We start from the raw sequence: 15,761 nt of genomic DNA on the forward strand, positions 1-15,761 counted from the left end.
AGGAGCCTGAGATGAAAGTTGGCAGCAACTGGCGTAACGCACATAACAACGACGCGGCATTGCCCGCATTCCTCGCAGCACGTGTCGATCGCTACTACACCGAGCGCGTGCAGGAAAGCTGGGCCGGGGGCCACATTATGAAGGGCCGTGTTGCCGATGCTGATGCCTTGCACCTCTCGAGTAATGATTACCTTTCGATTGCGCGCCACCCAGAGATTCTTGATGCAATGTGCATGAGCATCCGCAAGGAGGGCAACGGGCTTCTGATGTCGGGTGTGTTCCTCCACGGCGACGACTGCCCGCAACTCGCGCTCGAAGACCGCTTCGCGTCATACATGGGGGCTGAAGCGAGCGTGCTGTGCCAGTCGGGTTTTGCCGCGAATACGGGGCTGATCCAGTCGATCGCCAATGCGCAGACGCCGGTGTACGTCGACATGATGGCGCATATGTCGCTGTGGGAAGGCATCCGCAGCGCCGGCGCGCGCGCGATCAGTTTCTTCCACAACGATGTCGATCACCTCGAGCAGCGCATCCAGCGCTACGGGGCCGGGATCGTGATCGTCGATTCGGTGTACAGCACGAACGGCAGCGTGGCGCCGCTCACGGCGATCGCCGAAGTGTGCGCCGAGCACGACTGCGTGCTGGTCGTCGACGAGTCGCATTCGCTCGGCACGCACGGCCCGCACGGTGCGGGCATGGTGGCCGAACTCGGGCTGATCGACCGCGTGCATTTCCGTACCGCGAGTCTTGCGAAGGCGTTTGCCGGCCGTGCGGGCATCATCAGCTGTTCGCGGCGCTTCCAGGAGTATTTCAAGTGCGAGGCGCTGCCCGCCATTTTCAGCTCGACGCTGCTGCCGCATGAAACGGCGGGTCTCGCGGCGACGCTCGACGTGATCGAGCGCGAAGACTGGCGGCGCACGCGCGTCGCGGCCAACGCGCGTTACGTGCGCTCACGGCTTGCCGATCTCGGCTACAACCTGAACGGCAGCGAAACGCAGATCATCGCGCTGGAAGCCGGGCCTGAGCCGCAGACGATCATCCTGCGCGACGCGCTCGAAGCACGCGGCATTTTTGGTTCGGTGTTCTGTGCACCTGCCACAGCGCAGAACCGCTCGCTCGTGCGGCTCTCGCTCAATGCGGCGCTGTGCGAGGAGGAACTGGAGCGGCTCGTCGAAGTGTGCGCGGAAATTCGCGACGAGGTGCAGATGTGGAACTGGCCGTCCACGCGCCGCAACGAACGCAATGCGGGTCGTGCGCGCGTGCGTCTGCCGCAGGCTGTGGTGAACATGCCGATGGTGGCTGTGGCGGCCTGAGCCGTGCGCGATTGAGGCAGCGTGGAGCGAGACAGCGGTAGCGTGGGGTGCGCCCGATTATCAGGGCGAGTCCCACGCCGCCTGGATCTCGCGGTCCAACTGGTCGAGATGCCGGTCGTAGGGCAGCACGTTGTCGAGCGCGAGCCCCGCCGGCTTCTTCACCAGGGCGTAGAGATAGCGGCGGTCGCCGTGAAACTCCGATGCGGGGTGCATATACGGCTGCCATTCGATGCACTGCGACGGGTAATAGCCTTCCGTGCGCCAGAAATACGGCAGGCTGCGACGGCTGTCGAGCTCCGCGAGAAAGCTGATGGGCGCACCTTGTTCGACGGCGATTTCGCGCACGCCGCGCAGCGATTCGTCGGTGTGAATGACGAGCAGGTATGCGGTGCCGACACCGTCGAACATCAGGAGTCCGTGCGGTTGATACGAGAGATAGTGCTCGACGATGCCCAGTGAATCGGCAATGCCCTTCACGTGCGCGGCGAGCGCATGATCCTTGAGGAATGCATATTCGGATACGGCGAGCGCGTCGAGCACCGTGCTGCAGCAGCGGTCGAAATACGCGCGCTGCATATCGTCGATCGCCTGGTTCAGCGTTTCCACCGCGTCGACTTCATGCTTGCGGATGAAGCGGTCGATCAGCCCTTCGTTGAAGCTCTTTACGGCCACGTGCTCGTCGGCTTTGCCGGTCAGCACGATTTTCCTGATCGACGGGTCGGTAATGCGCCGGCAAAACTCCATGCCGTTGAGTTCTGGCATGTCGTAATCGACCACCACGACCGAAACCGACTCGAAGCGCGAGGCGTTATGTACGAGACTACGTATCGCATCGACGCGCATGGCGATGACCTGGTGCGCATCGTTTTCTTCAGTACGGTCCAGATAGGGGCTGAAGATAGGCTCCGCCGCGCGGTCATGCGGCGTACGGCCATTGAGGAATTTCAGCGCCTCAGAGGGCGAACTGAACAGGCGGAAGGCCAGGTCGGGGTCGAGTTGCAGGCTCAGGTTCGAAAGGAACGCGGCGCTGTCGTCGACGAAGGCGACGGTGGTCGGATAGGAGAACGGCTGAATGGCTTTCGTCATGGCGCAGGGAATGTCAAAACGAACTCGGTGTATTCGCCTTTTACGGAAGAGCAGGTGATCGCTCCACCCATCGCTTGCATGACATCGCGGCAGAATGCCAGCCCGATTCCTGCGCCGAGCGTCACGTCATCGGTGGCGGTTGTCGAAGTATAAAAGCGCGTGAAGATGTGCGGCAATACCTCAGGGGAAATACCGGTGCCCGTATCGCTGAAAATTAAACGATTGGCCCTTTGCCCTGATTCAAGACGAATCGAAATCTGCGCGCCTTCGATGCTGCCCATATGCCTGAAGGCATTTTTGAGCAGATTGAAGAGCACGTGAACGGTAAGCATCTCAGATCCGTGGAATTCGAAATCGGGGCGCAGATTGCAGATTACCCGACGCCGGTCGCCTTCGCGAAACGGAAAACGCGCGAGTGCGGTTTCGACGCAATGTACGATCGAACACATCGTTGCGTTTTGCATGTTGCCGCCCGTGAAGCGCGCCGTGGCGAGCAGCATGTCGATGATCGCGTTCGAATGCAGTGCTTCCTGTTCGATGCGGCCCGCCACGCCTTGCAGGGAATGCAGATGCGCCACGCGTATTTTTGGCACGGGCAAGCGGCTGCGCTGGGCGAGTTGATAGGTGTCGAGCAGCGCGGGCAAATAGCGCATGAGGCCCGCGGCGCCCACGCGTATCGCCACGAGCGGCGTGCGCAGTTCGTGCGCCACGCTGCCCGCCGTGGCCAGCATGGCGCGCTCCTGTTCGATCTGAATGCGGTCCTGATCGTAATTGGCCACCGCACCGATTGCCACCGCGAACGAAAAGATCGCCAGATGGGTGAAATAGTTCGGCCCGAGCACGATGGGATAGGTGGTGAGGCAGTAGGCCACCACCGCGAGGCTGATGCCCACGAGGAACTGCAGCACGAGCATGAGCCAGTCGAGCAGCAGCACCATCACGAACGCCGCGATCAGCGCGCTTTCCACCCACACTTCGTTGCCGTTGTTCTTGAGCAGCATGAACGTGAAGAAGAACGGCAGTGCGTAGAGCGTGCAGAAGTACCAGTACCACGGCAGCAGCTTTTTCAGCGCGGCGGGCCAGCGCTCGAACGCCAGGATCGGTATGAACAGAAACGAGCCGATCAGGCGCAGCGTGAGATTTTCATACGGCTGAGGAAAGAGGTCTTTCCAGACGTAGTAGTAAAGCGGGAAGCCCACGCTCGCCACCACGGCGAGCGGGCGCATGCGGCGCTTCACGTATTGCAGGTTGCGCAGCGCGGGCGCGAAGGCGCGCACGAAGCGCGGACGCATCGACGCCCAGGCTCGCCTCAGTCGCACCGAGGTTCTTGAAACGTTCATCAGAATGGAATCGCTCATCGTTCTGGCCGGCGCGCATGTCCCGCCGGTCTTCTTGCGTCTCGCTTTTTTTGGTGCCCCGTTTTGCCATGGGGTTCGCGTGGTCGGACCCCGTCTCCACCGCGCAAAGAAAGACAATATCACCAAAGGATTGCAGCGATGAGGCGGGTTTGGCCCTTAGTTTGGCCTTCGATGGGCTGAGGTGCCGCGTTGGCAGGGGAGCGTTATGCGCGGTGCATCGATTTGACCCTGCCTGGAGGCATTCGGCGCGCGCTGGAGGGTGTTGCGGGGACGCTGAGTTGTTTTCAGGCCGCGGGCTTGCGCTGTGCCCAAATGAATGGCTCGATGACGTCGTTCAGCGGCTGCGGCGCATCGCGATGGGGAGAATGGCCCCCCTGCGCGAGCGCGTGGACGCGCGCGTGGGGCACGGCCGCGCCAATCGCTTCGACTTGCGCCATGGTGCCGTAGTGGTCGTCGAGCGCCTGCACGGCGAGCAGCGGCGCGCGAATCGACGCCAGTTCGCCGACGATGTTCCAGGAACGGAAGGCGGGATCGAGCCAGATATCGTTCCAGCCGTAGAACGCGGAATCGACGTCGTCGTGATAGCGCGCGAGCTTTTCGCGCAGGCGGGTCGTTTCGTACGCAACCTTCGCCTCGCCGATGCTGTCGACCGAAATGTCTTCGACGAACACGTGCGGCGCAATCGCCACTGCACCCGCGAGTGCTTCGGGGAAAGCGGCGGCGTAGAGCAGGGCGATGGAGGCGCCGTCGCTATGACCGATCAGCCACATGCGTTTGCGTTCGCCAGCGCTTACGCCGAGTGCGTCGAGCACCGCAGGTAGAACATCGCGCGCCTGCGCCGACATGAAATCGACCGGCCATTTGACGCCTTGCGCGCGCGGTGTGGAACGGCCGTAACCCGGACGCGAATAAACGAGCCCGCGCATGCCGAGGCGTTCGCAAAGCGCGGTGGGCCAGTCTTTCCACATTGCGATCGAGCCGAGACCCTCGTGCAGGAACACGGCGAGCGGCACATCGCTGGCGGCCGCGCCGATCCAGCGACATTCGATGCGCAGTGCATCGCGCGTGGACGTAGCGGGCAGATCGGCGAATTCGCTTTCGTTCATGGCGTTTGCCACTGTCACGACTGAAACTGCTGACGCAGCCTGAAACGCTGGATCTTACCGGTGGCCGTCTTGGGCAGATCGTCGACGAACAGGATGTCGCGCGGATACTTGTGCGGCGCGAGCCGTGTTTTCACGAACGCCTTCAACTGCTCGGCCAACGCGTCGTGCGAAGTTTCCATGGCCGTTTGCTTGAGGACGACGAACGCGCAGGTTTTCACGAGGCCGCCCTGATCGACGCCGATCACGGCCGCTTCGAGCACGGCGTCGTGCTGCATGAGCACCATCTCCACTTCGATGGGCGAGACATACTGGCCGCTCACCTTGAGCATGTCGTCGCTGCGGCCCGCATAGACATAGGCGCCGCCCGGCAGGCGCCGGTACTTGTCGCCGCTCCTCACCCAGTCGCCGAGGAAGGTCGCGCGCGACTTCTCGCGATTGCACCAGTACATCACGGCCGCGCTCGGCCCGCGGATGAAGAGGTCGCCGATCTCGCCGTCGGGCACGAGCGCGCCGCTCTCGTCGCGCAGTTCGATCTCGTAGCCGGGCACGGGGCGCCCCGTGGTGCCGTATTCGACCGCGCCTGGCCGGTTCGAGAGGAAGATGTGCAGCATTTCCGTGGAGCCGAGGCCGTCGAGAATGTCGCTGCCGAAATGTTCCCTGAAGCGCTCGCCCAGTTCGCGCGGCAGCGCTTCGCCCGCGGACGTGCACACGCGCAGCGCGACGTCGGCGCGCGCCGGGAGGTTCGGCGCGGCCATCATGCTCGCGTAAAGCGTGGGCACGCCGTAGAACACCGTGGGCCGATGCTGCACGAGGCGTGCGAATACGGCGTTGGCAGTGGGGCGTTCGGCCATCAGGATCGTGGTCGCGCCTACCGAGAGCGGAAACGAAAGGCCGTTGCCGAGGCCATAGGCGAAGAACAGTTTGGCCGCCGAAAACACGATGTCGTTTTCGCGTATGCCGAGAATGGGCTTCGCGTAAGTCTCGACGGTCCAGTAGAGATTGGCGTGCGTATGCACCGTGCCTTTGGGCTTGCCTGTCGATCCCGACGAGTAGAGCCAGAAGGCGATGTCGTCACAACCCGTTTGCGCGGCGCGCGTGGCGGGCTCGGCGCGTGCGATCAGATCGGCGAGAACATGTTCGGGTTCATGCGGAAGCGACTGTGAAGCGCGCGGAGAAGCAGGCGGCGAAACGATTAACTGGCAGTCCTCACATTGTGCTTCGGCCAGCGCGGCGCTCACGGCGAGCAGCACCGCGCCCGAGGCGATCACCACGCGCGCGCGGCTGTGCGTGAGCATATACACATAGTCGGCCGGCGTGAGCAGCGTGTTGACGACTACCGGCACGATACCCGCATAGAGCGCGCCGAGAAACGCAGTGGGCAACTCGACGGTATCGAGCATCACGAGCAGAACGCGCTCTTCCGCGTGGACGCCCAGCGCGCGCATGGCGGCCGCAAAGCGGCGGGCCTGCATTTCGAGTTCGCCGTAGCTCAGCGTGAGCGTGTCGTCGATATAAGCGGTCTTCGCGGCGCGCGCGGCGTTGAGCGCGAACAGATGCGTGGCGAAGTTGAATTGCGCGGGCGGCGGCACGGCCGTGGCGTGTTCCTGCGATGCTGCTGGGATTGTCACTGTGTTGTCTCCGCTCAGTCTGATTCGATCGGATTTGTCGTCGATCAACCTTTTCGCGGAAAATTAGCCGTTAGTAAAATGCATGTCAAGCACTATAGTACATAAACACGGATTCAGGGATTCCCTAAGATGAAGCAAACTTACATTGCGGAGCTGCCAGCCGAAGCTGCCGACGACGCCTCGCGCGGCGAGCGCACCGAACGCGATCCGTTCCTGACCGCCATGGGCGAGCGCGTACGCATGTTGCGCGCGCGGCGCGGCATGACGCGCAAAACGCTCGCGGCGGAAACCGGGCTCTCCGAGCGGCATCTGGCGAATCTGGAGTCCGGGGTGGGGAATGCCTCCGTGCTGGTGTTGCGGCAGATCGCGACCACGCTGAACTGCCCGCTCGCCGAGGTGATCGGCGACGTCACGACTTCCTCTGCGGAATGGCTCCTGATCCGCGAGTTGCTGCAGGGGCGCGATCCGGCCGCCTTGCAGCGCGCGCGCGTGGCGCTCGCGGAGATGTTCTCGCACACGAGCGCCGACCCGCACCGCAACGAGCGCATCGCGCTCATCGGGCTGCGCGGCGCGGGCAAGTCTACGCTCGGGCGCATGCTCGCGCAGGAGCTGAAGGTGCCGTTCGTCGAGCTGACGCGGGTGATCGAGCAGCTGGCGGGCTGTCCGCCTTCGGAAATCCATTCACTCTATGGCGCGAGCGCTTATCGTCGCTACGAGCACCGGGCGCTGGAGGCCGTGATCGCGGAACACCCACGCGCCGTGATCGCCTCGCCGGGCGGCCTCGTTTCCGAGCCCGCCACGTTCAACGTGCTGCTCGCGCATTGCTTCACGGTCTGGCTGCAGGCCGCGCCCGAAGAGCACATGCGCCGCGTCGTGGCGCAGGGCGACCTGCGGCCCATGTCGGGCAACTCGGGCAACAGCGAGGCGATGGACGACCTCAAGCGTATCCTGGCTGGCCGCAGCGAACTGTATGGCCGCGCCGACATGACCTTCGACACCAGCGAAAAGACGCTCGCCGACGCTTACCTGCAACTGCGTGACCGGCTCGCCGCCCGGCTGGCCGCGGAGGCGCCCCGCATCGAATGAGTGGCGGGCGCGGACCGCGGCATCGCGGGTTTACCCCGTGCATGCACTAAAATGCACTAATGTGCTTTACATGAGCATTCCATTGCACTATCGTTCATTGAAACGATGTGTAGACAGGAGACGCTCATGGCCGCAGCCGAAACCGCCGTCGCCCCGCAGCGGGTCGATTACCGCACCGATCCCTCGCAGTACCGGCACTGGAAGCTCACGTTCAATGGCGCGGTGGCGACGCTCGGAATCGACATCGCCGAAGACGGCGGCATTCGCGACGGCTACAAGCTGAAGCTGAACTCATACGACCTCGGCGTGGATATCGAACTGCACGATGCACTCCAGCGCATTCGCTTCGAGCATCCGGAAGTGCGCACGGTCGTGCTGACCAGCCTGAAGGACCGCGTGTTCTGCTCCGGCGCCAACATCTTCATGCTCGGCCTCTCCACTCACGCCTGGAAGGTCAACTTCTGCAAGTTCACCAACGAAACGCGCAACGGCATGGAAGATTCGTCGCGCCATTCGGGCCTGAAGTTCATCGCGGCGGTGAACGGCGCGTGTGCCGGCGGCGGCTACGAACTCGCGCTCGCCTGCGACGAGATCATGCTGGTGGACGACCGCTCGTCGTCGGTGGCGCTGCCGGAAGTGCCGCTGCTCGGCGTGCTGCCTGGCACGGGCGGCCTCACGCGCCTCACCGACAAGCGCCGCGTGCGCCATGATCGCGCCGACATCTTCTGCACTGTGGTGGAAGGCATACGCGGCGAGCGCGCGAAAGCCTGGCGTCTCGTGGACGACGTCGTGAAGCCGAACCAGTTCGGTCAGGCCGTGCAGGCGCGCGCGCTCGAGCTGGCCGCCGCGAGCGATCGTCCCGCAGACGCGCAGGGCATCGCACTCCCGCGCATCGAACGCGTGGAGCACGACGGCGGTCTGAGCTATGCCACTGTCGATGTCACGATCGACCGCGCGAAGCGCACCGCGACGTTCACGGCGAAAGCGCCCGCCGCGTCACCTGTTTCGGATATCGAATCAATCGTCGCCGCCGGTGCATCGTGGTGGCCGCTGCAGTTCGCGCGCGAGCTGGACGACGCGATTCTCTCCATGCGCACCAACGAACTCGACATCGGCACGTGGATTCTCAAGACCGCAGGCGACGCGCGCATCGTGCTTGCCGTCGACGCCGCGCTGCTCGCTCACCGCGACCACTGGTTCGTGCGCGAGACCATCGGCATGCTGCGCCGCACGCTCGCGCGCATCGATGTCTCTTCGCGTTCGCTGTTCGCGCTGATCGAGCCGGGCTCGTGCTTCGCCGGCACCTTCGCCGAATTCGCGTTCGCCGCGGACCGCACGTACATGGCCGCGCTGCCCGCGAACGAAGACGAAGCACCGGCCATCACGCTCTCGGAAGCGAATTTCGGCCTCTACCCGATGGTCACGCATCAATCGCGTATCGCGCGGCGCTTCTATGAGGAAACCGAACCGCTCGATGCCGTGCGCGCGAAGATCGGCGAAGCGGTCAAGCCGGTCGAGGCGGAGCGCCTGGGCCTCGTGACGGCATCGCCCGACGACATCGACTGGCCCGACGAAATCCGCCTCGCACTGGAAGAGCGCGCGGTCATGTCGCCCGACGCGCTCACGGGCCTGGAGGCGAATCTGCGCTTCAACGGGCCGGAGACGATGGAAACGCGCATCTTCGGGCGGCTCTCCGCGTGGCAGAACTGGATCTTCAACCGGCCCAACGCCGTGGGCGAGAAAGGCGCGCTCAAGGTGTACGGCAAGGGCAGCAAGGCGCAGTTCGACGTCGCCCGCGTTTGATCTCCGACTCCGCCAAGGCGTTTGCCACAAGGAACCGCAATGTCCACGATCAACTCTACGATTAACTACGGCGAAAAGATCCCGAACAACGTCAATCTCGCCGACGACCGCGCACTGCAGCGCGCGCTCGAACAGTGGCAGCCGAACTTTCTCTCGTGGTGGGGCGACATGGGCCCCGACGGCTCGCACGGCTACGACGTCTACCTGCGCACGGCGGTGAGCGTCGACGCGGGCGGCTGGGCGCACTTCGACCATGTGAAGATGCCTGACTATCGCTGGGGCATCTTCCTCACGCCGGGCGATGCGGACCGCAAGATCCATTTCGGCGCACACAAGGGCGAGGCCGCGTGGCAGGACGTGCCGGGCGAACACCGCGCGAACCTGCGCCGCATCATCGTCACGCAGGGCGACACGGAGCCCGCCTCGGTCGAGCAGCAGCGCCATCTCGGTCTCACTGCGCCCTCCATGTACGACCTGCGCAACCTGTTCCAGGTGAACGTGGAGGAAGGCCGGCACCTGTGGGCGATGGTGTATCTGCTGCATCGCTACTTCGGCCGCGATGGCCGTGAGGAAGCCGAAGCATTACTGGAGCGCCGCTCGGGAGACGACGACAACCCGCGCATTCTCGGCGCATTCAACGAGAAAACGCCCGACTGGCTGGCGTTCTTCATGTTCACGTACTTCACCGACCGCGACGGCAAGTTCCAGCTTTCGGCGCTGTCCGAATCCGGCTTCGATCCGCTCGCGCGTACGACGAAATTCATGCTGACCGAAGAGGCGCATCACATGTTCGTCGGCGAATCGGGCATCTCGCGCGTCGTGCAACGCACCGCGCAGGTCATGAACGAGGTGAAGACCGACGACGTGAACCGCTTGCGCGCCGCGGGCGTGATCGACCTCGAAACGATCCAGCGTTACCTGAACTTCCACTACTCGGTGACGATCGACCTGTTCGGCGCCGATCACTCGTCGAATGCCGCGACCTTCTATAGCTCGGGCCTGAAGGGTCGCTACGAAGAGACCAAACGCGACGACGACCATCAGCTCGAAGGCCAGCAATACCGTTTGCTCGACGTGCAGGACGGCAAGCTCGTGGAGCGTGAAGTGCCGATGCTCAACGCCATGAACGAAGTGCTGCGCGACGACTACATCAAGGACTCGATTGCGGGCGTGAACCGCTGGAACAAGGTGCTGGAAAAGGCTGGCATCGATGTTCGTCTCACTGTGCCGCACAAGGCGTTCAACCGCCAGATCGGCACGTTCGCGGGCGTGCGCGTGTCCCCGGACGGCCGTGTGATCGGCGAGACCGAATGGGCCGCGAACGAAGCGAAATGGCTGCCCACGGCGGAAGACCGCGCCTATGTGGCCTCGCTCATGGGCCGCGTGATCGAGCCAGGCAAGTTCGCCAACTGGATCGCGCCGCCGCCCATGGGCATCAACCGGCAGCCCGTCGATTTCGAATACGTGCGCTTTAACTGAGGGGAGCGGCGGCGCGCAGCCACGTGTTCGCGCGCCGCGGTGGGAGACAATCATGAACGGTCCGCTACCCGTGGGAATTATCAGGCAACACCTGATCGATCCTGAAATCTGCATACGCTGCAATACGTGCGAGGAAACGTGCCCTGTTGACGCGATCACGCACGACGGCACCAACTATGTGGTGAAGGCCGATGTCTGCAACGCCTGCATGGCGTGCGTGCCGCCGTGCCCGACCGGCGCGATCGACAACTGGCGCAACGTGCTCAAGACCGAGACGTACACCATCGACGAGCAGTACACGTGGGACGAACTGCCCGCGCACAATGCATCGGTGGGCGCGCCGGTCGAAACGCAGGAATCGAGCGGTGTGGCCGGCGAGGCGCAAGCGGCGCCGAATGCCGCCGATGCGCCCGTGGGCGGCTCCGACGTGCTGCGTGGCTCGACCGTGCCGCCGTGGTCGGCGGCGCGCCCCTATGTCCAGCTCTACACGCACAAGGTGCCGACCACGGCGACCGTGGTCGGCAACTATCGCCTCACCGACGACGCCACCGAAAGCGATATCCATCACATCGTGCTCGACTTCGGCACCATGCCGTTCCCGGTGCTGGAAGGCCAGTCCATCGGCATTCTGCCGCCGGGCGCGACCCTGGAAGGCCGAACCCATCACGCGCGCCAGTACTCGATTGCGAGCCCACGCGACGGCGAGCGCCCCGGCTACAACAACGTTTCGCTCACGGTGAAGCGTGTGACGCGCGATCACAGCGGCAACGCAACCGATGGCGTGTGCTCGAACTATCTCTGCGATCTGAAGAAGGGCGACGTGGTGACCGTGATCGGGCCGTTCGGCAATACCTTCCTGATGCCGAACCATCCGAACTCGCATCTGCTGATGATCTGCACGGGCACTGGCTCCGCGCCCATGCGCGCGATGACCGAATATCGGCGCCGCCGCAGGCTCAAGGGCGCGACCGGCAAGCTCATGCTTTTTTTCGGCGCACGCACGCAGCAGGAATTGCCTTACTTCGGACCGCTGATGAACCTGCCGAAGGATTTCATCGACACGAACCTCGCCTTCTCACGTACGCCGGGCCAGCCGCGGCGCTATGTGCAGGACGTCATGCGCGAGCGCGCCGTGGACGTCGCGCAACTGCTCAAGGACGGCAACACACACGTCTATGTTTGCGGATTGAAGGGCATGGAAGATGGCGTGCTGCAGGCGCTCCAGGAAATCGCCGAAAAACACGGAATGGGCTGGGAGGCGTTGTGGGATCGACTCAAGCGGGAAGGGCGGCTGCATCTCGAGACGTATTGAAACGTCCGCTGCAATGAAGCGAGGCCTGATTCGAAACACATGAGAGGCCCCCGATAGTTTAAGCACGATCGTGCGAAAAGCGTTACGATGGCGCATCGCTCAGGCGTGGACAGTTGCGAACCGACGCGCGCCGCAGATGGAGACTGCCTCGATGAACCTCGTTGCTGAAATGCCCGCCGGCCTGACCGGCGTCGAACAGTTGCAGCACTTGCTGCATGGAAGCCGCGGCCCGGCCATTGGCGAAACGCTTGGCTTCAGGCTTGTCGAAGTCGAAGAGGGCCGCGTCGTGTTCGAGGGCACGCCCGGGCTGCACGTGTACAACCCCATCGGCACGGTGCACGGCGGTTATGCGGCCACGCTGCTCGATTCCGCGTGCGGGTGCGCGGCGCATTCGCGGCTCAACGCGAGTCAGGGCTACACCACGCTAGAGCTAAAGGTCGCGTACCACCGCCCCATGACTGCCGACACCGGCACCGTGCGCGCGGAAGGGCGCGTGCTCAGCATCGGCCGCCGCGCGGCCTTCACGGAGGCCAGCATCACGGATGCACAGGGCAAGCTTTACGCGTCCGCCACCTCCACCTTGCTCGTGTTCGACCGCTGACTCAACGAGACCGGAGCGAACTAGATCGCCGCGCGCGCCTTGTCCTCGATGAGCCGCACGAGCGTTTGCAGCATCCGGTTCGCAGGCGTGGGCACGCCCAGCGCCGTGCCGCGCTGCACGACATAGCCGTTGAGGTGATCGATCTCGCTGAGCTTGCCGCGCGCGAGATCCTGCGCCGTGGACGAGTATTGGCCCGGCATGGTCTGCGCGATGCGCGTCACGGCGCTGTCCATGTCCGTCGGCAGCGTCACGCCGTCCGCCTGCGCGACGGCCATGCATTCGCCCACGATGTCGCGCATCGTCTCGCTCACGCCCGCACCCTTCACGAGACGCCCATAAGGCAATTGCGTGATCGCCGAGAGCGCGTTGTACGCGCAGTTCACGATCAGCTTCGCCCAGAGCGCACCGCGCACATTCGGTGAGATTTCCGTGGGCACGCCTGCGTCGATGAGCGTGCGCGCAACGGCGTCGCTCGCGCGCGAAGGCTCGATCACCAGCTCGCCGCGGCCGTGATGGCGTACGTGGCCGGGCCCCGCCATCTCCGTGGCGACATAGACCACGGCGGCCGCCACGTCCTGCGGGATCACCGTGCGCAGACGCTCTGCGTTATCCGCGCCGTTCTGCAGCGTGAGCACGAGCGTGCCGGCGCCAAGATGCGGTTTGATCGCGGCGCCCGCGCTTTCGGTATCGGTCGACTTCACGCAGAACAGCACGAGGTCCGCGCCCGCCACGGCGGCGGCTTCGGTGCTGGCAGTGAGATGCGGCGCGCCGATGCGCTCGTCGAACTGCTGCGCTTCGAGGCGCAGTCCGTCGCGCGCAATGGCCTCGACATGCTGGGGCCGGCCGATCAAGACCACATCGTGTCCCGCGCGAGCGAGCATGCCGCCGTAAAAGCAGCCTACTGCGCCTGCGCCCATGACGGCGACTTTCATTTGCGTCTCTCCTGTGTGGCGTGCTTCGTTGCCTGAAATGTCCCGCGGCGTGCCGGTGCGCTCAGCGCAGCTCGAAGCCGAGCGCGTTGAGCGCGTCGCGCAGGCGGTCGCGGCCGTGCAGCGATTCGCGGCTGCGCCAGCGCGCGAGCGAGCGCACGGTCCAGCCCGCCGCGCTCAATCCCTGGGCGGTCTGGAAGCCGCCCATGACTTCGTCGTACTGCGCAATCGCGGCCGCTTGCGACGGCGCGTCGTATTGCTCGCGATGGAGCACGACCTCCTGCGGCAAGCGCGGCTTCACATCCGCAGGGCGCGTTTCGTCGGGATAGCCCACGCACATGCCGAATACCGGGAGCACGCGCGGCGGCAGACCCAGTTCCGCGGCAACCTGCTCAGGCTGATTGCGGATGCCGCCGATATATACGGCGCTCATGCCGAGCGATTCGAGCGCGACCACGGCGTTTTGCGCGGCGAGCGCCGCGTCGATCATGCCGACGACCAGCGTCTCCATGTAGTGCAGACCTTCGACGCTCGCCCCGCTGCGCGCGCCGGCCGCTTCGAGACGCGAGAGGTCCGCGAGCCACACGAGAAAGAGCGGTGCTGCGCGAACGTGCGACTGGCCGCCCGCCAAGTCGGCAAGGCGCGCACGGCGTTCGGGGTTTTCGATGGCAACCACGCTCCACGTTTGCAGGTTCGACGAGGTCGATGCCGATTGCGCCGCGGCGATCAGCGTTTCGAGCGTGCCGTCGGGCAGCGGACGGTCCGCGTAGTTGCGCACCGAGCGGTGCGCGAGCAGCGTGTCGAGCGTATCGTTCCAGGCCGGCAGCGGCGCGGACCACGGCGTGCCATAGCGCGCTTCGAGGGCGCGTACGGCATCGGCGAAATCGGCAGCGGGTCGTGCGGGCGTGGTGACGGTGGACATCGGGTTTCTTCTCCGGCAAATGACAGTGGATTCGTGGCGCTGAAATTCGGGGCACCAGGCGCCGTATGGTACATGGCCCGCGCGATCCGCGCAGGCGTTCACCGGCGCGGGCCCACGGACCCACGGGTGCGCCAGCAGAGTTCGTGCGTGACCGGTATCATCAGAGGCTGCGCATGCGTTCGAATGCGACCTGCTTCGTGCGGCGGCGCCATCTTCCGCTTTCCCCTGTCTTCGGCAGCCCTGTCTGCCCCTTCTTCCGAGGCCTTCCCATGTCCGTTGATTCCCCGAATGCGTCGCCGGTCTGGTTCGTGACCGGCTGTTCGACCGGCTTTGGCCGCGAACTCGCCCGCGCCGTGCTCGCGCGCGGCTGGCGTTGCGTGGCAACCGCGCGCAACAAGGCGTCGCTCGACGATCTCGCGCCCGAGGCCGGCGATCGCCTGCTGCCCGTCTCGCTCGATGTGACCGACGCGGCGCAAATCGACGCCGCCGTCGCGGCCGCGCAAAAGCAGTTCGGCGCGATCGACGTGCTCGTCAACAACGCGGGCTACGGCTATCAGAGTTCGATCGAGGAGGGCGAGGAACGCGAGATCCGCGCACAGTTCGATGCCAACGCATTCGGCCTGTTCGCGCTCACGCGCGCGGCGCTGCCTGGCATGCGTGCGCGCCGCAAGGGCCACGTCATCAACATTACGTCGGTGGCGGGGCTCGCGGGCTTTCCGGGTTCTGGCTACTATGCTGCCTCGAAACACGCCGTGGAGGGATTCTCCGATTCGCTGCTGTCCGAAGTTGCCCCGCTCGGCATCAAGGTGACCTGCGTGGAGCCGGGGCCGTTTCGCACGGACTGGGCAGGCCGCTCGCTCGTGCAAACGGCGAGCCGTATCGACGACTACGCCGAAACGGCGGGCGCGCGTATGCAGCGCACGGCGCAAGGCAGCGGGCATCAGCCGGGCGATCCGGTGCGCGCGGCGCAGGCGATGATCCGCATCACGGAAACCGAAAAGCCGCCGCGGCATCTCGTGCTGGGCGCATTCGGCGTGGATGCAGTGGCGAACCGCTTGCGCGCGGCGCTGGCCGATATCGAGGCGTGGCGCGAGGTGAGCCTCGGCACCGACTATCCGGCGGGGAGTTGAGCCGGCGG

13 protein-coding genes are annotated in these 15,761 nt (G+C 64.7%); 7 read left to right on the forward strand and 6 right to left on the reverse strand.

Translation table 11 applies throughout. The annotated features are described in order from the left end of the window. Positions 1 to 11 precede the first annotated feature (11 nt). Positions 12 to 1,313, forward strand: coding sequence for an alpha-hydroxyketone-type quorum-sensing autoinducer synthase (gene cqsA / locus AB3X98_RS29385; protein ID WP_368603474.1), 1,302 nt, complete (start codon positions 12 to 14; stop codon positions 1,311 to 1,313). Positions 1,314 to 1,373: 60 nt separating this feature from the next. Here the strand turns inward: cqsA and AB3X98_RS29390 are convergent, their stop codons facing one another. The 4 genes from AB3X98_RS29390 to AB3X98_RS29405 all read right to left on the reverse strand — a co-directional run bounded on the left by AB3X98_RS29390 (position 1,374) and on the right by AB3X98_RS29405 (position 6,491). Next, positions 1,374 to 2,399: a response regulator gene (locus tag AB3X98_RS29390; RefSeq protein ID WP_069266085.1), complete on the reverse strand. Its 1,026-nt coding sequence runs from the start codon at positions 2,397 to 2,399 to the stop codon at positions 1,374 to 1,376. Further along, positions 2,396 to 3,757: a sensor histidine kinase KdpD gene (locus AB3X98_RS29395; RefSeq protein ID WP_256094820.1), complete on the reverse strand. Its 1,362-nt coding sequence runs from the start codon at positions 3,755 to 3,757 to the stop codon at positions 2,396 to 2,398. Before AB3X98_RS29395 ends, AB3X98_RS29390 begins: the two co-directional genes overlap by 4 nt. Before the next feature lie 284 nt (positions 3,758 to 4,041). Further along, the gene (locus AB3X98_RS29400) at positions 4,042 to 4,863 is read right to left on the reverse strand and encodes an alpha/beta fold hydrolase (RefSeq protein WP_368603475.1); all 822 of its coding nucleotides are present in this window, start codon (positions 4,861 to 4,863) and stop codon (positions 4,042 to 4,044) included. 14 nt (positions 4,864 to 4,877) lie between these two features. Next, positions 4,878 to 6,491: a benzoate-CoA ligase family protein gene (locus AB3X98_RS29405; protein WP_368603476.1), complete on the reverse strand. Its 1,614-nt coding sequence runs from the start codon at positions 6,489 to 6,491 to the stop codon at positions 4,878 to 4,880. A 129-nt stretch (positions 6,492 to 6,620) separates the two neighbouring features. Between AB3X98_RS29405 and AB3X98_RS29410 the strand changes: the two genes are divergently transcribed. The 5 genes from AB3X98_RS29410 to AB3X98_RS29430 all read left to right on the forward strand — a co-directional run bounded on the left by AB3X98_RS29410 (position 6,621) and on the right by AB3X98_RS29430 (position 12,772). Then, positions 6,621 to 7,577, forward strand: coding sequence for a helix-turn-helix transcriptional regulator (locus tag AB3X98_RS29410; protein WP_069266083.1), 957 nt, complete (start codon positions 6,621 to 6,623; stop codon positions 7,575 to 7,577). A gap of 126 nt (positions 7,578 to 7,703) precedes the next feature. Then, on the forward strand, positions 7,704 to 9,380 hold the full coding sequence (gene boxC, locus AB3X98_RS29415) for a 2,3-epoxybenzoyl-CoA dihydrolase (protein ID WP_368603477.1): 1,677 nt from the start codon (positions 7,704 to 7,706) through the stop codon (positions 9,378 to 9,380). A gap of 39 nt (positions 9,381 to 9,419) precedes the next feature. Further along, the gene (gene boxB / locus AB3X98_RS29420; protein WP_368603478.1) at positions 9,420 to 10,859 is read left to right on the forward strand and encodes a benzoyl-CoA 2,3-epoxidase subunit BoxB; all 1,440 of its coding nucleotides are present in this window, start codon (positions 9,420 to 9,422) and stop codon (positions 10,857 to 10,859) included. 52 nt (positions 10,860 to 10,911) lie between these two features. After that, positions 10,912 to 12,171 carry a benzoyl-CoA 2,3-epoxidase subunit BoxA gene (gene boxA, locus AB3X98_RS29425; RefSeq protein ID WP_368603479.1) on the forward strand — a complete coding sequence of 420 codons (1,260 nt, stop codon included), beginning with the start codon at positions 10,912 to 10,914 and terminating at the stop codon, positions 12,169 to 12,171. A 151-nt stretch (positions 12,172 to 12,322) separates the two neighbouring features. Further along, positions 12,323 to 12,772 (forward strand): PaaI family thioesterase, encoded by a 450-nt coding sequence (locus AB3X98_RS29430; protein WP_069266079.1) that lies wholly within the window; start codon positions 12,323 to 12,325, stop codon positions 12,770 to 12,772. Positions 12,773 to 12,792: 20 nt separating this feature from the next. Here AB3X98_RS29430 and AB3X98_RS29435 read toward each other — a convergent pair whose 3' ends face one another. After that, positions 12,793 to 13,704 carry a ketopantoate reductase family protein gene (locus AB3X98_RS29435; protein WP_368603480.1) on the reverse strand — a complete coding sequence of 304 codons (912 nt, stop codon included), beginning with the start codon at positions 13,702 to 13,704 and terminating at the stop codon, positions 12,793 to 12,795. Positions 13,705 to 13,765: 61 nt separating this feature from the next. After that, on the reverse strand, positions 13,766 to 14,623 hold the full coding sequence (locus AB3X98_RS29440) for an NADPH-dependent oxidoreductase (protein ID WP_368603481.1): 858 nt from the start codon (positions 14,621 to 14,623) through the stop codon (positions 13,766 to 13,768). Between the two features lie 269 nt (positions 14,624 to 14,892). Here AB3X98_RS29440 and AB3X98_RS29445 point away from each other — a divergent pair, with 269 nt between their 5' ends. Beyond that, positions 14,893 to 15,753: an oxidoreductase gene (locus tag AB3X98_RS29445; RefSeq protein ID WP_368603482.1), complete on the forward strand. Its 861-nt coding sequence runs from the start codon at positions 14,893 to 14,895 to the stop codon at positions 15,751 to 15,753. Positions 15,754 to 15,761 lie beyond the last annotated feature (8 nt).

Source organism: Paraburkholderia sp. BR14312, from assembly GCF_040948675.1.
GTDB classification, from domain to species: Bacteria; Pseudomonadota; Gammaproteobacteria; order Burkholderiales; family Burkholderiaceae; genus Paraburkholderia; species Paraburkholderia nodosa_A.

What these genes read in the sequence shown, in the direction of transcription:
- AB3X98_RS29390 (WP_069266085.1), bottom strand. Translation starts at nt 2,399, where the DNA reads ATGACGAAAGCCATTCAGCCGTTCTCCTATCCGACCACCGTCGCCTTC.
- AB3X98_RS29410 (WP_069266083.1), top strand. Translation starts at nt 6,621, where the DNA reads ATGAAGCAAACTTACATTGCGGAGCTGCCAGCCGAAGCTGCCGACGAC.
- AB3X98_RS29400 (WP_368603475.1), bottom strand. Translation starts at nt 4,863, where the DNA reads ATGAACGAAAGCGAATTCGCCGATCTGCCCGCTACGTCCACGCGCGAT.
- AB3X98_RS29445 (WP_368603482.1), top strand. Translation starts at nt 14,893, where the DNA reads ATGTCCGTTGATTCCCCGAATGCGTCGCCGGTCTGGTTCGTGACCGGC.
- AB3X98_RS29440 (WP_368603481.1), bottom strand. Translation starts at nt 14,623, where the DNA reads ATGTCCACCGTCACCACGCCCGCACGACCCGCTGCCGATTTCGCCGAT.
- AB3X98_RS29435 (WP_368603480.1), bottom strand. Translation starts at nt 13,704, where the DNA reads ATGAAAGTCGCCGTCATGGGCGCAGGCGCAGTAGGCTGCTTTTACGGC.
- boxC (WP_368603477.1), top strand. Translation starts at nt 7,704, where the DNA reads ATGGCCGCAGCCGAAACCGCCGTCGCCCCGCAGCGGGTCGATTACCGC.
- boxB (WP_368603478.1), top strand. Translation starts at nt 9,420, where the DNA reads ATGTCCACGATCAACTCTACGATTAACTACGGCGAAAAGATCCCGAAC.
- AB3X98_RS29430 (WP_069266079.1), top strand. Translation starts at nt 12,323, where the DNA reads ATGAACCTCGTTGCTGAAATGCCCGCCGGCCTGACCGGCGTCGAACAG.
- boxA (WP_368603479.1), top strand. Translation starts at nt 10,912, where the DNA reads ATGAACGGTCCGCTACCCGTGGGAATTATCAGGCAACACCTGATCGAT.
- AB3X98_RS29395 (WP_256094820.1), bottom strand. Translation starts at nt 3,757, where the DNA reads ATGAGCGATTCCATTCTGATGAACGTTTCAAGAACCTCGGTGCGACTG.
- cqsA (WP_368603474.1), top strand. Translation starts at nt 12, where the DNA reads ATGAAAGTTGGCAGCAACTGGCGTAACGCACATAACAACGACGCGGCA.